This is a genomic window from Vibrio aphrogenes (assembly GCF_002157735.2).
Classification (GTDB): domain Bacteria; phylum Pseudomonadota; class Gammaproteobacteria; order Enterobacterales; family Vibrionaceae; genus Vibrio; species Vibrio aphrogenes.
The window spans coordinates 1,838,811-1,862,022 of record NZ_AP018689.1 but is presented as its reverse complement, the minus strand read 5'-3'; the positions used below and the strand labels follow the sequence as shown (position 1 = coordinate 1,862,022).

17 protein-coding genes and 2 tRNA genes are annotated in these 23,212 nt (G+C 42.0%); 15 read left to right on the top strand and 4 right to left on the bottom strand.

What is annotated here, in order from left to right; all coding sequences use genetic code 11:
- Nucleotides 1-434 precede the first annotated feature (434 nt).
- Both carA and carB read left to right on the top strand, forming a co-directional pair.
- The gene (carA, locus tag VCA1004_RS08445; protein ID WP_086983134.1) at nucleotides 435-1,589 is read left to right on the top strand and encodes a glutamine-hydrolyzing carbamoyl-phosphate synthase small subunit; all 1,155 of its coding nucleotides are present in this window, start codon (nucleotides 435-437) and stop codon (nucleotides 1,587-1,589) included.
- A 15-nt stretch (nucleotides 1,590-1,604) separates the two neighbouring features.
- Complete coding sequence (carB, locus tag VCA1004_RS08440) at nucleotides 1,605-4,835, top strand: carbamoyl-phosphate synthase large subunit (protein WP_086983135.1); 3,231 nt, start codon at nucleotides 1,605-1,607, stop codon at nucleotides 4,833-4,835.
- A 181-nt stretch (nucleotides 4,836-5,016) separates the two neighbouring features.
- On the opposite strand, the gene dacB is transcribed toward carB, so the two are convergent.
- From dacB to VCA1004_RS08425, 3 genes are all read right to left on the bottom strand, one after another.
- Entirely contained in the window at nucleotides 5,017-6,420 is a 1,404-nt protein-coding gene (gene dacB, locus VCA1004_RS08435; RefSeq protein WP_086983137.1) for a serine-type D-Ala-D-Ala carboxypeptidase, read from the bottom strand.
- 109 nt (nucleotides 6,421-6,529) lie between these two features.
- Nucleotides 6,530-7,579, bottom strand: coding sequence for a porin (locus VCA1004_RS08430; protein WP_086983139.1), 1,050 nt, complete (start codon nucleotides 7,577-7,579; stop codon nucleotides 6,530-6,532).
- A 201-nt stretch (nucleotides 7,580-7,780) separates the two neighbouring features.
- Nucleotides 7,781-8,803 carry a porin gene (locus VCA1004_RS08425; protein WP_086983141.1) on the bottom strand — a complete coding sequence of 341 codons (1,023 nt, stop codon included), beginning with the start codon at nucleotides 8,801-8,803 and terminating at the stop codon, nucleotides 7,781-7,783.
- Nucleotides 8,804-9,353: 550 nt separating this feature from the next.
- Here VCA1004_RS08425 and greA point away from each other — a divergent pair.
- Nucleotides 9,354-9,827, top strand: a complete 474-nt coding sequence (gene greA, locus VCA1004_RS08420) for a transcription elongation factor GreA (RefSeq protein ID WP_086983143.1) — start codon at nucleotides 9,354-9,356, stop codon at nucleotides 9,825-9,827.
- A 269-nt stretch (nucleotides 9,828-10,096) separates the two neighbouring features.
- Here the strand turns inward: greA and yhbY are convergent, their stop codons facing one another.
- On the bottom strand, nucleotides 10,097-10,393 hold the full coding sequence (gene yhbY / locus VCA1004_RS08415) for a ribosome assembly RNA-binding protein YhbY (RefSeq protein WP_086983145.1): 297 nt from the start codon (nucleotides 10,391-10,393) through the stop codon (nucleotides 10,097-10,099).
- 256 nt (nucleotides 10,394-10,649) lie between these two features.
- Here yhbY and rlmE point away from each other — a divergent pair, with 256 nt between their 5' ends.
- The 12 genes from rlmE to truB all read left to right on the top strand — a co-directional run bounded on the left by rlmE (nucleotide 10,650) and on the right by truB (nucleotide 22,971).
- Nucleotides 10,650-11,279 (top strand): 23S rRNA (uridine(2552)-2'-O)-methyltransferase RlmE, encoded by a 630-nt coding sequence (rlmE, locus tag VCA1004_RS08410; protein WP_086983147.1) that lies wholly within the window; start codon nucleotides 10,650-10,652, stop codon nucleotides 11,277-11,279.
- Between the two features lie 49 nt (nucleotides 11,280-11,328).
- A complete protein-coding gene (gene ftsH / locus VCA1004_RS08405; RefSeq protein WP_197715828.1) occupies nucleotides 11,329-13,266 on the top strand; it encodes an ATP-dependent zinc metalloprotease FtsH in 1,938 nt (645 codons plus the stop codon).
- 102 nt (nucleotides 13,267-13,368) lie between these two features.
- On the top strand, nucleotides 13,369-14,199 hold the full coding sequence (gene folP / locus VCA1004_RS08400) for a dihydropteroate synthase (RefSeq protein ID WP_086983151.1): 831 nt from the start codon (nucleotides 13,369-13,371) through the stop codon (nucleotides 14,197-14,199).
- A gap of 122 nt (nucleotides 14,200-14,321) precedes the next feature.
- Nucleotides 14,322-15,659, top strand: a complete 1,338-nt coding sequence (glmM, locus tag VCA1004_RS08395) for a phosphoglucosamine mutase (protein ID WP_408646850.1) — start codon at nucleotides 14,322-14,324, stop codon at nucleotides 15,657-15,659.
- A 232-nt stretch (nucleotides 15,660-15,891) separates the two neighbouring features.
- Nucleotides 15,892-16,239: a preprotein translocase subunit SecG gene (gene secG / locus VCA1004_RS08390; RefSeq protein ID WP_086983153.1), complete on the top strand. Its 348-nt coding sequence runs from the start codon at nucleotides 15,892-15,894 to the stop codon at nucleotides 16,237-16,239.
- A 28-nt stretch (nucleotides 16,240-16,267) separates the two neighbouring features.
- Nucleotides 16,268-16,352, top strand: a tRNA-Leu gene (locus VCA1004_RS08385).
- A 70-nt stretch (nucleotides 16,353-16,422) separates the two neighbouring features.
- Nucleotides 16,423-16,499: transfer RNA gene (locus VCA1004_RS08380), tRNA-Met, on the top strand.
- Nucleotides 16,500-16,820: 321 nt separating this feature from the next.
- Nucleotides 16,821-17,276 (top strand): ribosome maturation factor RimP, encoded by a 456-nt coding sequence (gene rimP / locus VCA1004_RS08375; protein WP_086983155.1) that lies wholly within the window; start codon nucleotides 16,821-16,823, stop codon nucleotides 17,274-17,276.
- Nucleotides 17,277-17,293: 17 nt separating this feature from the next.
- Nucleotides 17,294-18,781 (top strand): transcription termination factor NusA, encoded by a 1,488-nt coding sequence (gene nusA, locus VCA1004_RS08370; RefSeq protein WP_086983157.1) that lies wholly within the window; start codon nucleotides 17,294-17,296, stop codon nucleotides 18,779-18,781.
- Nucleotides 18,782-18,803: 22 nt separating this feature from the next.
- Nucleotides 18,804-21,509, top strand: a complete 2,706-nt coding sequence (infB, locus tag VCA1004_RS08365) for a translation initiation factor IF-2 (RefSeq protein WP_086983159.1) — start codon at nucleotides 18,804-18,806, stop codon at nucleotides 21,507-21,509.
- A 125-nt stretch (nucleotides 21,510-21,634) separates the two neighbouring features.
- On the top strand, nucleotides 21,635-22,036 hold the full coding sequence (gene rbfA / locus VCA1004_RS08360) for a 30S ribosome-binding factor RbfA (protein ID WP_086983161.1): 402 nt from the start codon (nucleotides 21,635-21,637) through the stop codon (nucleotides 22,034-22,036).
- A complete protein-coding gene (gene truB / locus VCA1004_RS08355; protein WP_086983163.1) occupies nucleotides 22,036-22,971 on the top strand; it encodes a tRNA pseudouridine(55) synthase TruB in 936 nt (311 codons plus the stop codon). The genes rbfA and truB overlap by 1 nt, the downstream gene beginning before the upstream one ends.
- Nucleotides 22,972-23,212 lie beyond the last annotated feature (241 nt).

Sequence of the window (23,212 nt, the reverse complement as noted above, 5' to 3'; positions counted from 1 at the left end):
ATAATTGAGCGGCTTTTTTTATTTTTTCGCATTAATTGGTAATCGTTTGCTAATTATTTTTTAGTTTGTATTTTGGGGTTTTAGTTTGTTTTTTTAACTGATATTTAATTATTTGTAAGTTTTCTTTGGCTTTTTTTCGTTTTTTTACATTGTTTACTTTTTTTACTTTGGGTTGAGATGGTTTTTTTCTTTTTTTTATAATGTAAGGTATGTATATGAAAAATTATAATAGAAAACTGTAGTTTTTAGGTGTTTGGATTTATAAGTGGTTTGTGTTTGCTGATAACTAATATTTCTTTTTTATCAGTATTGACACATTTCATTAGCATCTCTAAAATAGCGCCAATTTACCTAAATTCCATCTTGATGGTGATTTAGTAAGATGAGAGCGAGAGCTTATACGTAATTTATGCATATTTATTCTGGAGGTTATCTTGAGTAATTCCGCACTGTTAGTCCTAGAAGATGGGACAGTGTTCCGCGGTCAATCCATTGGCGCTGATGGAACAGCCGTTGGAGAAGTAGTTTTTAATACCTCGATGACGGGGTACCAAGAAATCCTCACTGATCCTTCCTATTCACAGCAAATCGTTACTCTAACTTATCCCCACATTGGCAATACCGGTACTAACTCAGAAGATGAAGAATCCTCTTCCATTCATGCTCAAGGCTTAGTTATCCGTGACCTTCCTCTAATCGCTTCAAACTTCCGCAGTGAACAAACCCTTTCTGAATACTTAAAATCCCAAAATATTGTTGGCATCGCTGATATTGATACGCGTAAGTTAACGCGTATTTTGCGTGAAAAAGGAGCGCAAAATGGCTGTATCGTTGCGGGCCCTACGTTTGGAGAGCAATCATTAGATGAAGCCTTAGCTCTGGCGAAAGCAAAAGAGTTTCCAGGACTTAAAGGTATGGATTTGGCGAAAGTCGTTTCAACCAAAGAAACTTACGCATGGAAACAAGGCTCTTGGACATTAACGGATGGTTTGCCAGAAGTGAAAAGCGATGCTGAGTTGCCATATCACGTTGTTGCTTATGATTTTGGTGCAAAACGCAATATTTTACGCATGTTAGTTGACCGTGGCTGTCGCCTAACCGTGGTGCCAGCTGAAACTTCTGCACAAGAGGTGTTGGCTTTAAATCCAGATGGTATTTTCTTATCAAATGGCCCGGGAGACCCTGAACCTTGTACTTATGCGATTGAAGCGACCAAAACCTTTCTCGATAAAGGATTGCCGATCTTCGGTATTTGTTTAGGTCATCAAATCCTTGCATTGGCCTCTGGAGCAAAGACCATCAAGATGAAATTTGGTCATCATGGTGCTAACCATCCAGTGAAAGATTTGGATCGAAATGTTGTGATGATTACGTCTCAAAACCATGGTTTTGCCGCAGATGAAGCGACGTTGCCAGAGACGTTACGTGCAACACATAAATCTTTATTTGACGGTTCTTTACAAGGCATTCATCGTATTGATAAGCCAGCATTTAGCTTCCAAGGTCACCCTGAAGCAAGCCCTGGTCCTCATGATGCAGCACCATTATTTGACCACTTCATTGAACTTATCAAACAACACAAAGCGTAACTTGGAGTAGTAAAAATGCCAAAACGTACTGACATAAAAAGCGTACTGATTTTAGGAGCTGGCCCGATTGTTATTGGTCAAGCCTGTGAATTTGACTACTCTGGCGCACAAGCGTGTAAAGCTCTGCGTGAAGAAGGCTATCGAGTTATTTTGGTTAACTCGAATCCTGCGACTATTATGACCGACCCTGAGATGGCCGATGCGACTTATATCGAACCTATTCATTGGGAAGTGGTGCGTAATATCATTGCCAAAGAACGCCCAGATGCTGTTTTACCTACCATGGGTGGCCAAACGGCATTGAACTGTGCGCTTGATTTAGAAAAGCATGGTGTACTTGAAGAGTTCGGTGTTGAAATGATTGGTGCAACGGCGGATGCGATTGATAAAGCTGAAGACCGTTCACGCTTTGATAAAGCGATGAAGTCTATTGGCCTTGAGTGTCCACGTGCAGATACGGCGAAATCCATGGAAGAAGCTTATAAAGTTCTCGATATGGTTGGCTTCCCTTGTATCATCCGCCCGTCTTTTACTATGGGTGGCACTGGTGGCGGTATTGCTTACAACAAAGAAGAATTTGAAGAGATTTGTCGTCGTGGTTTAGACCTATCCCCAACTAACGAGTTATTAATCGACGAATCTTTGATTGGCTGGAAAGAATATGAAATGGAAGTGGTGCGTGATAAAGCAGATAACTGCATTATCGTTTGTTCCATTGAAAACTTCGATGCGATGGGTATCCACACCGGTGATTCCATTACTGTTGCTCCAGCTCAAACCTTAACCGATAAAGAATACCAACTCATGCGTAACGCTTCTCTAGCGGTCTTGCGCGAGATTGGTGTTGAAACGGGGGGATCAAACGTTCAGTTTGGTATTAACCCTAAAGATGGTCGTATGGTGATCATCGAAATGAACCCTCGAGTCTCTCGCTCATCGGCATTGGCATCGAAAGCAACAGGTTTCCCGATTGCAAAAATTGCTGCAAAACTTGCCGTTGGTTACACACTTGATGAGTTGATGAATGACATTACTGGTGGGGCTACACCAGCGTCGTTTGAACCGACTATCGATTACGTTGTGACGAAGATCCCTCGTTTCAATTTTGAAAAATTTGCCGGTGCTAACGACCGTTTAACGACCCAAATGAAATCCGTGGGTGAGGTGATGGCGATTGGCCGTAACCAGCAAGAGTCTTTACAAAAAGCCTTGCGCGGCTTAGAAGTTGGCCGTAATGGTTTTGATGAAATGGTGGATCTCGACTCACCAGACGCACTGACTAAAATTCGTCAAGAGCTTAAAGACGCTGGTTGTGACCGTATTTGGTATATCGCTGATGCCTTCCGCGCGGGAATGTCAATTGACGGGGTCTTTAATTTAACTAATATCGATCGCTGGTTCTTAGTGCAAATTGAAGAAATTGTTAAGCTTGAAGCGCAAGTGAAAGCGGGCGGATATGCTGGGTTAAACGAAGAAGTACTTCGCAAGATGAAACGTAAAGGTTTTGGCGATGCACGTTTAGCTAAATTACTTGGTGTGGCAGAAAGTGAAATTCGCCGAGCTCGTGAGCAATACAATATTCATCCGGTTTACAAGCGTGTGGATACTTGCGCGGCAGAGTTTTCATCTGATACTGCTTACATGTACTCATCCTATGATGAAGAATGTGAAGCAAATCCATCAGATAAAGATAAAATCATGGTCTTAGGTGGTGGTCCAAACCGTATCGGTCAAGGGATTGAATTTGATTACTGCTGTGTTCACGCTTCACTCGCATTACGTGAGGATGGTTATGAAACCATCATGGTCAACTGTAACCCTGAAACCGTCTCAACCGACTACGATACTTCTGACCGTCTGTATTTTGAACCAGTGACACTAGAAGATGTGTTAGAAATTGTCCGTATCGAAAAACCAAAAGGCGTTATTGTTCAATACGGTGGGCAAACACCACTTAAATTAGCTCGTGCGCTAGAAGCTGCTGGAGTGCCTATTATTGGTACCAGCCCAGATGCGATTGACCGCGCCGAAGACCGTGAACGTTTCCAAGCGGCAGTTGAGCGTCTTGGTTTATTACAACCACAAAACGCAACCGTAACGGCACTCGAACAAGCGGTAGAAAAAGCCCGTGAAATTGGCTATCCATTGGTGGTTCGCCCTTCTTATGTGTTAGGTGGCCGTGCAATGGAAATTGTCTATGACGAGCAAGATCTACGCCGCTACTTTAACGAAGCGGTAAGCGTATCGAATGAATCACCAGTATTGCTTGATTTATTCTTAGATGATGCTGTTGAAGTCGACATTGATGCGATTTGCGATGGTGAGCGCGTCGTGATTGGTGGCATTATGGAGCATATTGAGCAAGCGGGTGTGCACTCTGGTGACTCTGCCTGTTCATTACCAGCTTACACATTAAGTCAGGAAATCCAAGATGTGATGCGTGAGCAAGTTGAAAAGCTGGCTTTTGAGCTCGGTGTTCGTGGCTTGATGAATACTCAGTTTGCGGTGAAAGAGGGCAAAGTCTATCTCATCGAGGTTAACCCACGTGCCGCTCGTACCGTGCCGTTTGTATCCAAAGCTACTGGCGCACCACTTGCGAAAATTGCTGCACGTGTCATGGCCGGTCAATCTTTAGAATCACAAGGGTTTACGAAAGAAATTATTCCACCGTATTACTCCGTGAAAGAAGTGGTGTTGCCGTTTAATAAATTCCCAGGTGTTGATCCGCTGTTAGGCCCAGAAATGCGCTCAACAGGTGAGGTGATGGGCGTTGGTAAAACTTTTGCTCAAGCTTTTGCTAAGGCGGAATTAGGGATAGGTAATGTTTACCCTGAAGGTGGCCGTGCCTTACTTTCTGTGCGTCAAGAAGATAAGAAGCGTGTCGTAGATCTTGCGGCACAACTGATTAAGCTTGGCTACCAGTTAGATGCGACGCACGGTACTGCTGTCATTCTGGGGGAAGCTGGAATTAACCCTCGCTTGGTAAACAAAGTGCATGAAGGTCGTCCACATATCCTTGACCGCATTAAAAATAATGAATATAGCTACATTATTAATACTGCAGCAGGACGACAAGCGATTGAGGACTCGAAAGTATTACGTCGCGGCGCTTTGCAAGAGAAAGTGAACTATACAACGACCCTAAATGCCGCCTTTGCAACTTGTATGGCACATTCTGAAGATAATCGTAATGTAGTGACATCGGTACAAGAGTTGCATGAACAAGTGAAATCTTCGTTAGCATAGCCTGGTAAGTTTTAGTTTTGCCTTTTGAGCCTCACTGGTTGTGATAAGTGAAGGGGCTTGAATAAAAGGTAATATCAATAAAGCCCACTTTACTCATTATGATTAAAGTGGGCTTTTGTTTATAAATACCAATCCTATTAATTATCTGATCATCTAATTAGTGAGATTGGTATTAATCGTTTTATTTTACGGTAGCTTTAATTAAATTTTGATATAACGCCGTTTCAAATTGAGTGATCGGTGCAATGGTACTGGTATTGGCTTGAGGATGATAATCGGTAACCAGTTGGACAAATATCGTGGCCGGTTGACCTTGTTCATCAACGACAAAGCCCGCCATATTGTGGGTAGCGAATAATGAACCACTTTTAGCCACAATTTGTCCTTTGATAGGAGCTTTTCTCATACTGGCTCGGTATTCCAGTGTGCCATTAACGCCCGCCGTAGGCATGAGGTGGACGAAGTGTAATTTATGATCATTGGCTTTGATGTATTTTAGTAAAGCATAAAGATGATTGGGTGAGATGCGGTTGTTACGTGATAAGCCTGAACCATCCTCTAAGATTGCATTAGATAAATCTATTTTGGCTTGTTGCTTTAAAATCGTTTTAATTGCTTGGCTACCATTGGTAAAGGAACCTGCTTGTTTGAAAAAATGGCCGCCTAGTGTTTTGGTTATATTATTGGCATAAAGGTTATCTGAATCTTTTAGCATATGTTCTAACAAAACAGGTAAAGTTGCTGATTGATGAGTGGCAAGTTGCTTAGCCGAATGGGGCTTTGCTTGTGCCAATTGAATACTGCCATTTAGCTTGATGTGGTTATCTTTTAAAATTTGCTGAATGGTTGTCGATGCATATAGGAAGGGGTTTTGTACGGCAAAGTTTAAGGGTAAAGGTTGCTCGCGCTTGACCAGACAGCCAGATAAAAAGTATTGATTTGTCTGAGTCGCATTCAGCTCTAAATCGCAATATTGTTCTTTTTGTTGCTGACGAGTGATGGCTCTGGCAGAGGTGCTTAACGTGATGGGTTGATGCTCAGGAACAAATGAACGCGTAGTGCCATCCTTATTGGTGTAGATAGAAGCCATCACACAGTTATTATTCAATGTTATTGCACTCGATGGGGTGCTGTAGCAAACGCCCAGAATATCCCAAGGCCAGCCAACGGCTTTTTCATAGCCAGTAAAAGCAGTGTTATCAATGAGTAAGTTGCCTTTGATTTCTTTGATTTTGGCATCAGATAAGAGCTGTTCTATATCGGCAGAGGTTAAACTGGGATCTCCGCTGAAGGTTAATATTAGATCTGATCCACTTTGTGCCAATGTGGTTTGGTAACGAAAGTCATCACCCAGTTCTATTTTGGCGGCTAAGGCGGTAAATAACTTCAAGGTGCTGGCTGGTGGAAATAGCATGTCATTGTTTTTATATAGCAAGGTTGAAGTAGGTGATTTTGCCATCAATCCTACTCGAGTTCCGGTAGGGAGAATATCAGGACTTGGGAAATGCGGCTTTTCAACAGCAGCTTGAGAATGAAAGCTAAGAATTAAAGTTAAAATGCTAATAGAAACAGAGAGTAAGCGCATGAATCATCCATGAATTTGGAATTAGAGTTGAGCGTTCAGTATAAACAAAAACGCCTACTAAAATAAGTAGGCGTTGGAAGATTCTTTTTTAACCTACAATAGGTAAAAATTAGAATGCGTAACGGAAACCAACTTGGAATTCGTCTTCTGTTTTAGCTGTGCCATTACCTACGGTAGTTGCATCGCTATCTGAAAGTAGGTTGAATGCGTATGCACCATAAACCGTTGCATTACCAAAGTAACGAGCATATTCCAGAGCGATATTATTCACATTCAGGTTATTGAATGAGCTTTCATCGGCTTTGTAGTAGTTATATGTCATGTTTACGTTGTTATCACCAAAGGTGTAACCAGCGTAAGCATCGGCCGCATTGAAATCAGACTCATCAGAAGAGGTACGAGAAATAGTACCGCCTTCATAGGTTGCTGCTAATAATAGGCCTTCATTTGTATAACGTAGTGCAGCGGTGTAAGTATCGTTATCACCAGTGCCGTTAACATCAGAGCCAGACGCATTAGCATCGGTTTGTGCGTAGCCTAGACCAAATTCTAAAGAATCAGTTAACTTATAGGCACCAATAACGCCAAAACCATCAGCATTTTGAGTGACATCGTTTCCGTCTGAATCTGAATCACCTTGAACACTGGCTTGGATGGTTAATTTTTCAGTGTTGAATGCGTAACGTAGTACATTGTTTGCACGGTCAGAGGTTGCAACATTATTTTCATTGATGTAACCACTGAAGACTTCTGCCATATCGGTGAAGTTGGTTAGGTAAGTAAAGGCGTTGTCTTGGTGACCATAAGTTAATGCACCATACGTTTGTGAATTAACACCCGCGTATAAGTAACGAGTGTTGATTTTAGTATCGTCACCGACAGGATCGCTGTTCTCAGTTAGCTCAAACTCGGTAAAACCAATGAAAGAAACATCATCATTTAGCTTTTGCTCGCCTCCTAAGTTCAAACGAACGCGTGAAGCATCGTTATAAATATTGTCATCCGTATCGGTTTTGTTGGCATCAGAGAAGTTAGCGCGGACTTCTACACGACCACCCATGTTAAGGGTTGATGTATCATCTTTGTAGATAGTTGCTGCAGAAGCGACAGTAGAGACTGAAGCAGCGGCCACTGCTAAAGCTAATAAAGTTTTTTTCATTGTATTAATCCTAATAAAATTATTTTTCCATGGAAGAATGAAAGTCATTCTATCGATAATAATAGTACTTCATTAATCTTTACCTATGGCTAACATTTTATAATGATTTTAAACAATTTAGATTTTTTTATAAAAAAACGCCTGAAGAGTACTTTCAGGCGTAATGGTATGTTCGTAGTTATTTAAGTAATAACGACTAACTTAGAATGTGTACAATAGACCTAAACGTAGAGAGTCTTCTTCGTTGGTTGAACCAAAGTCTTTGTTTTCATCTAGTAGGTTGAAACGGTAAGCAATGTAAGTAGAAATATTGCTTGTGAAGTCGTAGCCACCTGTTAGCTCTGCCCAGTTTTCGTAATCTTTATCATCAACTTGTTGGTAAGAGTAAGTAGTTACAACACGGAATTGGTTATCAAACTTGTACTGTGCAGTCGCTTCCACACCTTCAAAATCAACCGCTTTGTTGTGAGCATCTACTGCAATTGTTGCAGTTTCACCGCTGGTGTAAGTTGCACCTAGGTATAGGTTGTCATTGCTGTAGTTTACACCGCCGATGATTTGGAATTCATCGTCTTGTGCATTGCCTTGAATGTTAGTGTCACCTTGGTTAGCGGTATAACCTACTGCAAAGCCAATACCCATAGGTAGAGTGTATTTTGCTGCAACGCCGTAACCATCAGTATTATCATCAGAGCCTAAAACAGCATCAGCTTTAATGGTTAAAGCATCATTGAAGAAGTTACCAGAGTACAAGAAAGTGTTGTTAACTTGCTCGTTACCTGCTTGGGTAAATGTTTTTTGGCCACCAGAGTAGGTTGAGATATCTGACATTTGAGAGATCATTACAGTTGCAGTATCTTGACGACCGAATGATACTTTACCGTATTCAGTACCGAAACCTGCGAACATGTAACGTTGAGTAAAGTTATCGTTAGCTTCATTATTGCCTGATGATTTTACAGTTTGCTCAGCTTCATAGAAACCAAAACCAGTTAGATTGTCAGTGATTTGTGTTTCACCACCAAGGTTCAAACGGAAACGAGATTTGTTTGCCATAGTACCGTCAATTTTGTCACCATCATCTTGACCGACAAAATCACCACGGAATTCAGCACGGCCACCAACATTAAATGTTGAGGTATCGTCTTTATAGACAGTAGCAGCAGAGGCAGAAGTCGCTGTTGCGGCAGCGGCAATCGCTAAAACGAGAAATTTTTTATTCATTGTATTAATCCTAACTGTTTTTATTGTAAAAATTGGTAGCTGATGGCTACTCTGTTTTATTTTCGTGGCGCATGATTATCGTGCGACACGGTAATGTATAAGGTAAATTTTTATCGTTGTAACACGTGTTGCTGTAGCTGTTTTACTCTGTTAGTTCCCCGTGTCGATAGTTAATTTTTATGAAAATAGCTAAAAAACTTACTATTCACGTGGTTTTGTGCTTTTTTTACCAGTAAAAATCATAATATACAATGATTTAACTTTTATTTTGTCGTTTTGTGATCGGCTTCTCGATTTAGTTATTTTTAGATTTCGCTCGAAAAAGAAATGAAAATTTATTGTTGTTACATTGGTTTTTATAACCATTAGAAAAGACAATAATTTCAATGAAATGTGACGAGGGTCTTACTTTTATAGTGACTCCTGAAGCAAGTTTATTTACACTGTCGGCATACAAATTATTTCACACAGCACCCACTCAGCATTTCGTTGAGTGGGGTTTTATTGTCCGAAATTCGCTCTTTAGAGTTGAAATTGGAGTGAGGTTTAAATGGATAAAGTCCCAATGACTGTCTGTGGCGAGCAATTGCTACGTACAGAATTAGAAGCATTATTAAAGCGTCGTCCGCTCATTTCTGCAGCGATCGCAGAAGCTCGTGAGTTAGGTGATTTAAAAGAAAATGCAGAATACCACGCAGCACGTGAAGAGCAGGGTATTTGTGAGGCGCAAATTCGCGATATTGAATACAAGCTTTCAGTTGCGCAGGTGATTGATGTTTCCAAAATGGAAAATACGGGTAAAGTGATCTTCGGTACAACCGTGACGTTACTAGATATTGATACCGATAAAGAAGTGAAATACCAAATTGTTGGTGATGACGAAGCGGATATTAAAGCAGGTAAAATCTCTGTGAGCTCACCAATCGCTAGAGGTCTTATTGGTAAGATGGAAGGCGATGATGTGGTCATTTCTACGCCTGGTGGAGATAAAGATTTCGAAATCACGCAAGTGGATTATATTTAATCATCCATTTTGGTTGAAGCTTGACCAACATGACTAGACTCAAAAAGCCGCAATGATTGTGGCTTTTTTTGTGTCTCGTGGTGTGTGATGGCTGTTTTTCATGGAGGAAATAGGGGTTATGTTCATTGGATTTGAATGACCAATAACAGCATGTCAGTCAATCAAGAGAATATACGTGAATCAATAATAATACGTAACGAATCAAAAAATGAAAAAAGACCGCCGAAGCAGTCTTTCTTGAAATCAACATCTAGCTGATAAGTAAGTGATTACTTACGTGGGATTTCTATTTTACGCTGTTCGCTTTGACGGTATAACACCAATGTTTTACCGATAGTTTGCACTTTTTCTGCTTTGGTTTCGCGAACAATGGCGTCTATAATGAGCGCTTTGGTTTCACGGTCTTCAGAAGCCACTTTGACTTTAATCAACTCGTGATGGTCAAGCGCAAGTTCTATTTCCGCAAGTACAGCTTCAGTTAATCCATTTGCGCCCATTAGCACAACAGGTTTTAAACTGTGAGCTAGTCCTTTTAAGTGCTGTTTTTGTTTGGTGCTTAGGTTCATTGTGCTGCCATTTTTTTATATGATATTCAAACCACATCCTAATACAGAAGTTAAGTATTTTGGTGTTATTTGAGTATACTGGGTTGAAAACATCTATTTTAACGCCATCTATGCAGGAAGACTATATTTTCCTGAATAGTTTTTAAGTGGGCTTAGGCTTTTGAGTGAGTCTAGGCTTTATGGCGATGTTTTATAATAGCCCGCAGCTTCCATTCATGATTCGTTTGGACGTTATAGATAAATCATTAGGACTTCAATGAGTAAGAAAAAACATTCAGCCAGTTCAGGGCGTTGGTTACAAGAGCACTTTGACGATAAGTATGTGGCTGAAGCACAAAAGAGGGGTTACCGTTCTCGCGCTATCTTTAAAATCGAAGAGATTCAAGAGAAAGATAAACTCATCAAAGAAGGGATGACGGTTGTCGATTTAGGTGCCGCACCTGGCGGGTGGTCGCAATATGCAGCCGGTATTGTTGGCGATGAGGGGCAAGTAATAGCTTGTGACATTTTATCTATGGATTCCATTGCGGGGGTAAGCTTTTTACAAGGTGACTTCCGAGAAGATGCCGTATTAGAGGCCTTACTGGAACGTATTCAACCTGATATGGTGGATGTCGTAATGTCTGATATGGCACCAAATATGAGTGGCAATCTAGCGGTAGACCAACCTAGAGCAATGTATTTAGTTGAATTAGCGTTGGATATGTGTCGACAAGTTCTAGCTCCAAATGGTAGTTTTGTGGTTAAGGTCTTCCAAGGCGAAGGCTTTGATCAGTACGTCAAAGATGTACGTGAAATGTTCAAAGCTGTAAAAATTCGTAAACCAGACTCTTCACGTGCGCGTTCTCGTGAGGTATATATCGTAGCTACAGGATATAAACTGTAGTAACTTACTTTTAATTAATAGTGACCGAGAGGCTGACACCTTGAGTGACATGGCAAAAAATTTAATTTTATGGCTAGTAATCGCCGTAGTTTTGATGTCAGTTTTCCAGAGCTTTGGGCCTGGAGACAGTAACGGAAAAGCGATTGATTACACTTCCTTTGTAAAAGACGTTGGTCAAGGCCAAGTTCGTGAGGCAAAGTTCAAGGATAGAGAAATTACCTTTGTTCGAACTGATAATTCTCGCAATGTAACTTATATGCCTGTTTACGACAGTAAGCTTCTTGACGATCTTATCAATCAAAATGTAAAAGTTTCAGGCACACCACCTGAGCAACAAAGCCTTTTAGGAACCATTTTCATTTCTTGGTTCCCGATGATTCTATTGATTGGGGTGTGGATTTTCTTCATGCGTCAAATGCAAGGCGGTGGCGGCGGTAAAGGCGCTATGTCGTTTGGCAAAAGTAAAGCTCGCATGATGGGTGAAGACCAAATCAAAACAACGTTTGCGGATGTTGCTGGGTGTGATGAAGCCAAAGAAGATGTAAAAGAGCTGGTGGATTATCTACGTGATCCAAGCCGATTCCAAAAGTTAGGCGGTAAAATCCCTACTGGTGTTTTGCTGGTTGGTCCTCCAGGTACAGGTAAAACGCTATTAGCTAAGGCGATTGCGGGTGAAGCAAAAGTACCGTTCTTTAGTATTTCTGGTTCTGATTTCGTTGAAATGTTCGTAGGTGTGGGTGCATCTCGTGTACGTGACATGTTTGAACAGGCGAAAAAAGCATCACCATGTATTATCTTTATTGATGAAATCGATGCCGTTGGCCGTCAACGTGGCGCAGGTGTTGGCGGTGGTCATGATGAACGTGAACAAACGCTAAACCAAATGTTGGTTGAGATGGATGGTTTTGAAGGTAATGAAGGGATCATTGTTATCGCGGCAACCAACCGTCCTGACGTACTTGACCCTGCCTTATTGCGTCCTGGTCGTTTTGACCGTCAAGTCGTGGTAGGTCTACCGGATGTTCGTGGCCGTGAGCAAATTCTGAAAGTGCACATGCGTAAAGTGCCACTTGCCGAAAATGTTGAACCGTCACTGATCGCTCGTGGTACACCAGGCTTCTCCGGTGCCGACTTGGCTAACCTAGTAAACGAAGCGGCATTATTTGCTGCGCGTGGTAATAAACGCAATGTTTCGATGGTTGAGTTTGAATTAGCGAAAGACAAGATCATGATGGGTGCTGAGCGCCGTTCGATGGTCATGTCTGAGGAAACAAAAGCCTCTACGGCATATCACGAAGCTGGTCATGCCATTGTTGGTCGTTTAGTACCTGAACATGACCCTGTTTATAAAGTATCGATTATTCCTCGTGGTCGTGCATTAGGTGTAACCATGTACTTACCTGAGCAAGACCGAGTTAGTATGTCTCGCCAGCATTTAGAATCAATGATTTCTAGTTTGTATGGTGGGCGTTTAGCCGAAGAGCTAATTTACGGTAGTGACAAAGTCTCGACAGGGGCTTCCAACGATATCGAACGTGCGACAGATATTGCACGTAAGATGGTCACCCAATGGGGCTTCTCTGAAAAGCTTGGACCATTACTTTACGCTGAAGATGAAGGTGAAGTCTTCTTAGGCCGTAGTGTGACTCAGACAAAACATATGTCTGATGAAACTGCGCGCTTAATTGACCAAGAAGTTCGTATCTTAATTGACCGAAATTATGATCGTGCTAAGAAAATCTTAGAAGATAATATGGATATCATGCATGCAATGAAAGATGCTTTGATGAAGTATGAAACCATAGATGCTGGTCAAATTGAGGATCTAATGAATCGCTGTGAAACGATCCGTCCACCACAAGGCTGGACAGACAGTGAGGCCAAACCGGCTGAACCTGCTCCGCAAGCAGAAGAAGTTAAGGTTGAACCTAAAGTTGAACCAGTGAACACACCGGATGACACTGAATCGAATAATAAAGATTCATAAGCAGAGAGTGTTGATAATAAGCCCTGATGTGAATCAGGGCTTTTTGCATTCTGACCCACGTATAATTTTTCTTTTTACATTTTCATTAAAGGTGGACACCGAATGAAATTGACTTCAAATCAAAAAACACTTGATCTTTCAAAGCCTCAAATTATGGGGATATTGAATGTGACACCAGATTCATTTTCAGATGGTGGTCAATATCAACAATTAGAAGATGCTATGGCTCAAGTGACATCAATGATTAAGGCTGGGGCGACGATCATTGATATCGGTGGGGAATCAACGAGACCTGGAGCAAAAGAAGTTTCTCTTGATGAAGAGTTACGCCGTGTGATCCCTTTAGTGAAAGCCATACGACAAGTCTCCGACGTTTGGATCTCCATTGATACTAGCAAAGCACAAGTGATGAAACAGGCGCTAGAATGTGGGGCGGATATGATCAATGATATTCGCTCCTTATCTGAACCTGGGGCGATGGAAGTGGTTGCTCAAGCAGGAGTGCCGGTGTGTATTATGCATATGCAAGGCCAGCCTAAGACTATGCAGGAAAATCCTGATTACAAGGACGTTTTGCAAGAAGTGGATAAGTATTTAACGCATAAGATTGATGAGTGCATTCAAGCAGGCATCATACGTGAGAATATTATTATTGATCCCGGATTTGGTTTTGGAAAAACGCTAGCACATAACTATCAATTGCTTGCCCACTTAGAACATTTTCATCATTATCACCTACCTATTTTGGCGGGCATGTCGAGAAAATCAATGGTATCGAATGCCTTGAATAAGCCGACCAAAGAGTGCGTGATTGGCAGCATTACTTGTGCAACGATTGCCGCTCAAAAAGGCGCACAAATTTTACGTGTGCATGATGTCATTGAAACCCAAGATGCGTTGCAAATTTTGGAAATGATCAAAATAAATCAATAAAAACCTTAGATATCATTATTCAAAATAATAACGATGGAATTTAAACCCTGTTGTAACCTATGGCAATTTCAACTAATGTGCCAATAAACAACAGGTTATTGCTTGTAAATATAGGAATTATCATGTCAGAAAGAAAATATTTTGGTACCGATGGCGTACGTGGGAAAGTCGGTGAGTATCCGATCACGCCTGATTTTGTCTTAAAACTAGGTTGGGCGGCAGGCCGTGTATTGGCTAAGCAAGGCACCAAACAAGTCATTATAGGCAAAGATACTCGTATTTCAGGTTATATGCTGGAATCAGCACTAGAAGCGGGTCTTGCAGCCGCTGGGCTTAAAGCGATTTTAACCGGGCCTATGCCTACCCCCGCAGTGGCTTATTTGACACAAACTTTCCGCGCTGAAGCCGGGATCGTCATTTCTGCTTCTCATAACCCTTATTATGATAATGGCATCAAGTTCTTTTCATCTGAAGGCACAAAACTACCAGATGATATTGAATTAGCCATTGAAGCTGAAATGGAAAAAGACATTGAATGCGTTGAATCCGCGATGCTAGGTAAAGCTAAGCGTATGGTGGATGCTGCGGGTCGATACATTGAATTTTGTAAAAGTACTTTTCCTAATGAACTTAGCCTCAAAGGCTTAAAAATTGTGGTCGATTGTGCACATGGCGCAACTTACCATATTGCACCAAGTGTCTTTACTGAGTTAGGCGCAGAGGTGATTTGCATTGGTTGTGAGCCAAATGGTACTAACATCAATGCAGAAGTCGGAGCAACTGATGTTCGTGCATTACAAGCGAAAGTCTTGGAAGAAAAGGCTGACCTTGGTCTAGCTTTTGATGGTGATGGTGACCGTTTGATCATGGTTGATGAGTTAGGAAATAAAGTCGATGGTGACCAAATTGCCTATATTATTGCTCGTGATGCGTTACGCCGTGGAGAGCTAAAAGGTGGCGTCGTTGGGACGTTAATGACCAACTTAGGGATGGAAAATGGTTTGAAGCAATTAGGCATTCCATTTGTACGTTCTAAAGTTGGTGACCGTTATGTCATGGAGCAATTATTAGAAAAAGGCTGGAAGATTGGCGCTGAAAACTCCGGCCATGTTATTTTGCTCGATAAAGTGACAACTGGGGATGCGATTGTTGCCGCACTGCAAGTGTTGGCCTCTGTTGTGGGTAGTAAATTATCGTTGAGTGCATTAGCCTCAGGCATGACCTTGTACCCTCAAGTCTTAGTGAATGTTCGATTCTCAGGTGATTCTGATCCGCTACAAAATACTGCAGTACTTGAAGCGGTCGCTAATGTTGAATCCCAACTCGGCGATAAAGGCCGAGTGCTATTACGTAAATCAGGTACAGAGCCATTAATTCGAGTTATGGTAGAAGGTGAAGATGCGCAATTAGTGGATTCTTCCGCTCACGCTATCGCAGCAAAAGTAAAAGAAAACTGCTGATAATTAAAGGTGGTAAGATGATTAAGCCTGCTTTTAGGTAATTGATTGCAGGTTTAATCACGCTTTTGTGCCTTTTTTAATCATTTGAACAGTAAGTTGAGCTTTTTTGATAATTTTCACTTGTCAGCTTTGTCAGCTTTCGATAGTATCACTCCGCCTCATTAGGGAGGTGCGTTATTGTTACTTAGCGATAAGTGGTAATGGCTCAGAAATTTAGAACATAGGTGGAAAAATGTTAACAGTTCTACTTGTGATTTATCTACTGGTTGCGCTTGGTGTAATTGGCCTAGTGTTGATTCAGCAAGGTAAAGGCGCAGACATGGGAGCTTCGTTCGGGGCTGGAGCATCAAATACAGTATTTGGCTCTGGTGGCTCAGGTAATTTCCTTACTCGTTCAACCGCAATTTGCGCAACGATATTTTTTATCATTAGTTTAGTTCTTGGCAATATTTCAACAGCTAAACATGAATCTAAATTTGCAGCTCCAAACTTAAGTGTTGAGCAAAAAGCAGATGAAGTAAATAACGTTGCAACTGATGAAATTCCTGCTCCTAAGAGCGGTGATGAAATTCCTCAGTAAGATCTTGTAAAATAGATTAAATAATATTGCCGAGATGGTGAAATTGGTAGACACGCTAGCATGAGGTGCTAGTGCCTTATGGTGTGGGGGTTCAAGTCCCCCTCTCGGCACCATTATTGTGTAAAACTTGTAATGTCTATTTCAGAGCGTATAATGCCGCACAGAAATAGAAGTAAAATCGGACGCGGGGTGGAGCAGCTTGGTAGCTCGTCGGGCTCATAACCCGAAGGTCGTCGGTTCAAATCCGGCCCCCGCAACCAATCCTCTTTAGGTATTCGATTACAAGTTTTTATGTTGAAATGCTGATTTTCAACATAGCTAAGCTAAACTATAAGCTTAGTAATATCAGGGTCCAGCAATAAAAAACCCCGACATTTCGGGGTTTTTTATTATCTGTTTGCTTTGATGGGATAAATTTCCATCAAATGGTCATACAGATAAGGCATGGTGTTTGAATTGGGCTTTAAGCCCTTTTTTTGTTTCTGGACGATTGGCTTTAAGCTTAACTTCTTAGTTTTGTTAGCTTTCTTATGTAAAGGTTAGGCTGCAAATGTGGAGAAAGCTTCATTTCCGGAGAGAATATGACTGGTTTAGAAAAACAATTAACAGAATTATTAGAAGCGCCAGTAGCGGCTTCTGGTTATGAATTGGTTGGCTTGGAGTTTATCCGAGCAGGTGAGCACTCGACATTACGCATCTTCATTGATCATGAGAATGGTATTACCGTCGACGATTGTGCAGAAGTAAGTCGCCAAGTAAGTGCTGTAATGGACGTTGAAGATCCGATTACGGTTGCTTACAACTTAGAAGTTTCATCTCCAGGTTTGGAGCGTCCTTTATTTAAACCAGCACATTATGAGCAATTTATTGGTCATGAAGTGAATGTGGTTTTAAAAATGGCCATGAATAATCGTCGTAAATGGAAAGGTGTGATTACTTCTATTGAAGGCGAGATCGTAACGATCACCGTTGATAACCAAGAAGAACAATTTGCTTTAAGTAATATTTCTAAAGCTAACTTGATACCAAAATTTTAAGTCTGAAGAGGCATAACATGAACAGAGAAATTTTAGCGGTTGTTGAAGCAGTTTCGAATGAGAAAGCTGTTCCCCGTGAGCGTATTTTTGAAGCATTAGAAATTGCTTTAGCTACGGCAACAAAAAAGAAAAGTGAACACGAAATTGAAGTGCGTGTTGAGATCGATCGTAAAACAGGCGATTTTGAAACCTTCCGCCGTTGGTTAGTGGTTGCTGAAGTTGAATTTCCAACAAAAGAAATTTCAATTGAAGCGGCGCAGTTTGATGATGAATCAATTCAACTGGGTGAGTACATCGAAGATGATATGGAATCAGTTACTTTTGACCGTATTACGACTCAAACTGCTAAGCAAGTTATCGTACAAAAAGTTCGTGAAGCTGAGCGTGCACAAATCGTTGAGCAATTCATTGATAACGAAGGTGAGTTAGTCACCGGCGTTGTGAAAAAAGCCACTCGTGATGCGGTTATCGTTGATCTTGGCAATAACGCAGAGTCTGTAATTTTACGTGAAGATCAACTTCCACGTGAAAACCTACGCCCAGGTGACCGTATTCGTGGTCTTTTATATGCGGTAAAACCAGAAGCACGTGGTTTCCAATTGTTCTTAACTCGCTCTAAACCAGAGATGTTAATTGAACTCTTCCGTATTGAAGTGCCAGAAATTGGTGAAGAGCTGATTGAATTAAAAGCGGCAGCTCGTGATCCAGGTTCTCGTGCGAAAATCGCAGTGAAAACCAATGATCGCCGCATTGACCCTGTGGGTGCTTGTGTTGGTATGCGTGGCGCACGTGTACAAGCCGTTTCAGGTGAACTTGGCGGTGAGCGTATTGATATCGTTCTGTGGGACGATAACCCAGCGCAATTTGTAATTAATGCCATGGCACCAGCTGATGTGGCTTCAATCATTGTTGATGAAGATTCACACTCAATGGATATTGCCGTTGAAGCTGATAACTTAGCGCAAGCTATCGGTCGTAGCGGTCAAAACGTTCGTCTTGCTTCTCAACTAACTGGTTGGGAATTGAACGTAATGACAGTTGAAGACCTGAAGAAGAAGCACCAAGAAGAATCTGGTGCCGCGATTGAAAACTTCATGAAGCATTTAGATATCGAACAAGATTTTGCTGAAATGCTAGTAGAAGAAGGTTTCACCACCTTAGAAGAAATCGCTTATGTTCCAGTAAACGAACTACTTGATATTGATGGTCTAGAAGAAGAGCTAGTTGAAGAACTGCGTACTCGTGCGAAAAATGCACTAACGACGCTTGCTCTTGTTCAAGAAGAATCATTTGAAGGTTTAGAGCCTGCTGAAGACCTACTTGCTTTAGAAGGCTTAGAGCGCGAATTAGCGTTCAAACTTGCCGCTAAAGGTGTAGTGACTTTAGAAGATTTAGCTGACCAAGGCACCGATGACCTAGAAGGCATCGAGGGCTTAAGTGAACAACGTGCTGGTGAATTAATTATGGCCGCTCGTAACATTTGCTGGTTCGGCGACGAAGAATAACTTTCAGCAAGGAGAAAGCAGTATGACAGAACTGACAGTGAAACAACTAAGTGAAGAAATTGGTACGCCAGTTGAGCGCTTAGTAGAACAACTTGCTGATGCTGGTATGAAAAAAACCAGTACAGACAGCGTTACTGATGCAGAGAAACAACAGCTTCTTGCGCATCTAAAAAAAGGCAATGGCTCTAATTCAGAGTCAGAACCAACTCGCTTAACTTTACAACGCAAAACCAAAAGCACACTAAGCGTGTCTGCAGCTGGCGGCAAAAGTAAAGAAGTACAAGTTGAAGTGCGTAAAAAGCGCACTTACGTGAAACGTTCGGCTATCGATGAAGAAGCCAAACGTGAAGCGGAAGAACTTGCCGCACGTGAAGCTGAAGAAGCAGCAAAACGTGAAGCGGAAGAAAAAGCAAAACAAGAAGCAGAAGCTAAGGCGCAAGCTGAAGCCGAAGCAAAAGCGAAGCGTGAAGCTGAAGAAAAGGCAAAACGTGAAGCTGCAGAAAAAGCGAAAGCCGAAGAAGCCAAAGAGGCGAAGGCGGCCGCTCAACGTTCTCCTGAAGAAAAAGCGAAACATGAAGCTGCTAAGAAAGAAGCAGAAGCTCTAAAACGCCGTCAGGAAGAAGAAGCTCAACGTAAAGCAGAACAAGAAGCACAGAAATTGGTAGAAGAAGCACGCAAATTAGCGGAAGAAAACGCAGCTCGTTGGTCTGAAGAAGAGCAGAAAAGTAAAGAATCTGAAGATTCAGACTACCACGTAACAACAAACAAACATGCACGTGATGCAGAAGACGAAGCCGATCGCCGTAGTGAAGCTAACCGTCGTAAAAAGAAAAAACCTGCGAAGAAAGAAAAAGATGATGACCGCTTTGGTGGCAATGGTCGTAATGCCCGTGGTGGCCGCAACAACCGTAAAGGTAAGTTAGCAAAACCAACATCTATGCAGCAAGGTTTTGATAAAAATGCGACAGTTGCTAAAGCTGACGTTGTGATTGGCGAAACGATCGTTGTTTCTGAACTGGCAAATAAAATGTCAGTAAAAGGCACTGAAGTCATCAAAACTATGATGAAAATGGGTGCAATGGCAACGATTAACCAAGTTATCGACCAAGAAACAGCACAATTAGTTGCTGAAGAAATGGGCCACAAAGTTATTCTACGTAAAGAGAATGAATTAGAAGAAGCCATTCTATCTGATCGTGATAACACCACTGAAGCTGTGCCACGCGCACCGGTTGTGACTATCATGGGTCACGTTGACCATGGTAAAACCTCAACTTTGGATTATATCCGTCGTAGCCGTGTTGCTTCTGGCGAAGCGGGTGGTATTACTCAGCATATCGGTGCTTACCACGTTCAAACTGATAATGGTATGGTTACCTTCTTAGATACTCCAGGACACGCCGCGTTTACTTCAATGCGTGCTCGTGGTGCTCAAGCGACTGATATCGTAGTTCTTGTGGTTGCAGCCGATGATGGCGTAATGCCACAAACAATCGAAGCGATTCAGCACGCGAAAGCCGCTGAAGTACCATTGATTGTTGCGGTAAACAAAATCGATAAAGAAGATGCAAACCCTGACAATGTGAAAAACGAGCTTGCTCAATATGACGTTATCCCAGAAGAATGGGGCGGCGAAAACATGTTCGTTCATATTTCTGCGAAACAAGGTACTAACATTGATGGCCTATTAGAAGCTATCTTGCTACAAGCTGAAGTTCTAGAACTTAAAGCGGTAACAGATGGTATGGCATCAGGTGTGGTCGTTGAATCTCGCCTTGATAAAGGTCGTGGTCCGGTTGCGACAGTACTGGTTCAAGCGGGTACTTTACGCAAAGGTGACATCGTTCTTTGTGGTCAAGAATATGGCCGTATTCGTGCGATGCGCGATGAAAATGGTCAAGAAATCACAGAAGCAGGTCCGTCTATTCCAGTTGAGATCTTAGGTCTTTCTGGTGTACCAACATCAGGTGATGAAGCGACAGTGGTTCGTGATGAACGTAAAGCGCGTGAAGTTGCAAACTACCGTCAAGGTAAATTCCGTGATGTGAAATTAGCTCGTCAGCAAAAATCGAAATTGGAAAACATGTTCTCTAACATGGAAGCCGGTGAAGTGGCTGAATTGAACGTAGTATTAAAAGCGGATGTTCAAGGTTCTGTTGAAGCGATTGCCGATTCTCTACGTAAACTTTCAACTGATGAAGTTAAAGTGAATATCGTCGGTTCGGGTGTTGGTGGTATTACTGAAACAGATGCTGTTTTAGCCGCGGCTTCAAACGCAATCATTCTTGGTTTTAACGTACGTGCTGATGCTTCTGCTCGTCGTACTGTTGAAAATGAAAACCTAGACTTACGTTACTACTCAATCATCTATCAATTGATTGATGAAGTGAAACAAGCGATGGGCGGCATGCTGGCTCCTGAGTTTAAACAAGAAATCATTGGTCTTGCAGAAGTTCGTGATGTGTTTAAATCTCCGAAACTGGGCGCAATCGCAGGTTGTATGGTAACGGAAGGTGTGATTAAGCGTAGCAACCCAATTCGCGTTCTACGTGATAACGTGGTTATTTATGAAGGTGAGCTAGAATCACTACGTCGCTTTAAAGATGACGTTCAAGAAGTGCGTAATGGCTACGAATGTGGTATCGGCGTTAAGAACTATAATGATGTTCGCGCAGGTGACCAAATCGAAGTATTCGAAATCGTTGAAATCCAACGTACTCTTGATTAATCACAGTCTTGTTACCTTAACGGGTATCTGACTAACGGTTGTTAAATACACCATGGGGAGCCTCGTTGCTCCCCATTCTTTCTGTATAAGGGTTTTATTTTAAATCCACAGATGTGAGAAAAGATATGTCAAAAGAATTTAGTCGTGCACAACGTGTTGCACAACAATTACAAAAAGAACTGGCTTCGATTTTACAACGTGATGTTCGCGATTCACGTATTGGGATGGTGACCATTTCAGATGTGGAAGTCTCTCGTGACCTAGCTTATGCAAAAGTCTTTGTGACTTTCTTATGTGTCGGTGAGCAGACCCCTGAATCGAGCCTTGCTGCTTTAAAAGAACATGAAGTGGCTGTTCGTATGGCTTTAGGGAAACGTATTCGTTTACGTTTAACCCCAGAAGTTCGTTTTACTTATGATAATACCTTAGTTGAAGGTATGCGTATGTCTAACCTAGTGAGTGAAGTCGTTAGCAAAGATAATTTACGCAAAAAAGAAGCTGGTCGTGAGGACGAAGGAGAAGAGTAATGGCTCGTAGACGTCGTGGTCGTCCTATTGACGGCGTTTTATTATTAGATAAGCCAACCAGTATTAGTTCGAATGATGCGTTGCAAAAAGTGAAACGTATCTATTTTGCTGAGAAGGCCGGTCATACTGGTGCCTTAGATCCATTGGCTACCGGGATGCTACCGATTTGCCTAGGCGAAGCGACTAAGTTTTCGCAATTTTTGCTCGACTCAGATAAACGTTATCGCGTTATTGCTAAATTGGGTGAACGTACCGATACCTCAGATTCTGACGGTGAAGTGGTACAGACTCGTGAAGTGAAGGTAGATCGTGGCCTACTTGAGCGTTGTATTGCCAAGTTTCGTGGTACTACCGATCAAATACCTTCGATGTTTTCGGCTTTAAAATACCAAGGTAAGCCTTTGTATGAATATGCGCGTCAAGGCATCGAAGTACCTCGTGAGTCGCGTAAAATTACGGTTTTTGAGATCAATCTCCTCCGCTTTGAAGGTCAAGAAGTTGAAATGGAAGTCCATTGCTCCAAAGGGACTTATATTCGAACTATCGTCGATGACCTAGGTGAAATGCTTGGTTGTGGCGCTCATGTGACTTACCTTCGTCGTATTGGTGTCTCGCATTACCCATACGAAAAAATGGTTACTCTTGAGCAATTAGAAGCGCTTTTAGAGCAAGCTCGAGAGCAAGAGATTGAGCCACGTGAACTATTGGACCCACTTTTGTTACCTATGGACACCGCGGTACAAGACTTGCCTGAAGTGAATATGATTCCTTCTGTGGCCGATTTTGTGCAGCACGGTCAGCCAGTACAGATTGCAGGCGCACCGACAGAAGGTGTTGTTCGCATGACGATGGGGCCTGAGCGTACTTTCATTGGTGTGGCACACATTGATGATGATGGAAAAGTGGCGCCAAAGCGTTTAGTGGTATTTAGGTAAGAGCGGAAGTTATTTCCAGTTCCTAGGATATCGACTCTCGTGGCTCGGGCGCTTCGCTTCTCGTATATCGAAAAAGCGGTCTGTGGTAGTTGACAGGTTAGCCAATCACATAAAACTTACCTCGAGCAACGAGCAACGAGCAACGAGCAACGAGCAACGAGCAACGAGCAACGAGCAACGAGCAACGAGCAACGATAGATGTGAAACTCTTTGCTTTTGCGATTCCGTTCATCTATAATCC

What these genes read in the sequence shown, in the direction of transcription:
- folP (WP_086983151.1), top strand. Translation starts at nt 13,369, where the DNA reads ATGAAATTGACTTCAAATCAAAAAACACTTGATCTTTCAAAGCCTCAA.
- ftsH (WP_197715828.1), top strand. Translation starts at nt 11,329, where the DNA reads ATGGCAAAAAATTTAATTTTATGGCTAGTAATCGCCGTAGTTTTGATG.
- yhbY (WP_086983145.1), bottom strand. Translation starts at nt 10,393, where the DNA reads ATGAACCTAAGCACCAAACAAAAACAGCACTTAAAAGGACTAGCTCAC.
- VCA1004_RS08430 (WP_086983139.1), bottom strand. Translation starts at nt 7,579, where the DNA reads ATGAAAAAAACTTTATTAGCTTTAGCAGTGGCCGCTGCTTCAGTCTCT.
- carB (WP_086983135.1), top strand. Translation starts at nt 1,605, where the DNA reads ATGCCAAAACGTACTGACATAAAAAGCGTACTGATTTTAGGAGCTGGC.
- rimP (WP_086983155.1), top strand. Translation starts at nt 16,821, where the DNA reads ATGACTGGTTTAGAAAAACAATTAACAGAATTATTAGAAGCGCCAGTA.
- nusA (WP_086983157.1), top strand. Translation starts at nt 17,294, where the DNA reads ATGAACAGAGAAATTTTAGCGGTTGTTGAAGCAGTTTCGAATGAGAAA.
- glmM (WP_408646850.1), top strand. Translation starts at nt 14,322, where the DNA reads ATGTCAGAAAGAAAATATTTTGGTACCGATGGCGTACGTGGGAAAGTC.
- rlmE (WP_086983147.1), top strand. Translation starts at nt 10,650, where the DNA reads ATGAGTAAGAAAAAACATTCAGCCAGTTCAGGGCGTTGGTTACAAGAG.
- dacB (WP_086983137.1), bottom strand. Translation starts at nt 6,420, where the DNA reads ATGCGCTTACTCTCTGTTTCTATTAGCATTTTAACTTTAATTCTTAGC.
- VCA1004_RS08425 (WP_086983141.1), bottom strand. Translation starts at nt 8,803, where the DNA reads ATGAATAAAAAATTTCTCGTTTTAGCGATTGCCGCTGCCGCAACAGCG.
- rbfA (WP_086983161.1), top strand. Translation starts at nt 21,635, where the DNA reads ATGTCAAAAGAATTTAGTCGTGCACAACGTGTTGCACAACAATTACAA.
- greA (WP_086983143.1), top strand. Translation starts at nt 9,354, where the DNA reads ATGGATAAAGTCCCAATGACTGTCTGTGGCGAGCAATTGCTACGTACA.
- secG (WP_086983153.1), top strand. Translation starts at nt 15,892, where the DNA reads ATGTTAACAGTTCTACTTGTGATTTATCTACTGGTTGCGCTTGGTGTA.
- infB (WP_086983159.1), top strand. Translation starts at nt 18,804, where the DNA reads ATGACAGAACTGACAGTGAAACAACTAAGTGAAGAAATTGGTACGCCA.
- truB (WP_086983163.1), top strand. Translation starts at nt 22,036, where the DNA reads ATGGCTCGTAGACGTCGTGGTCGTCCTATTGACGGCGTTTTATTATTA.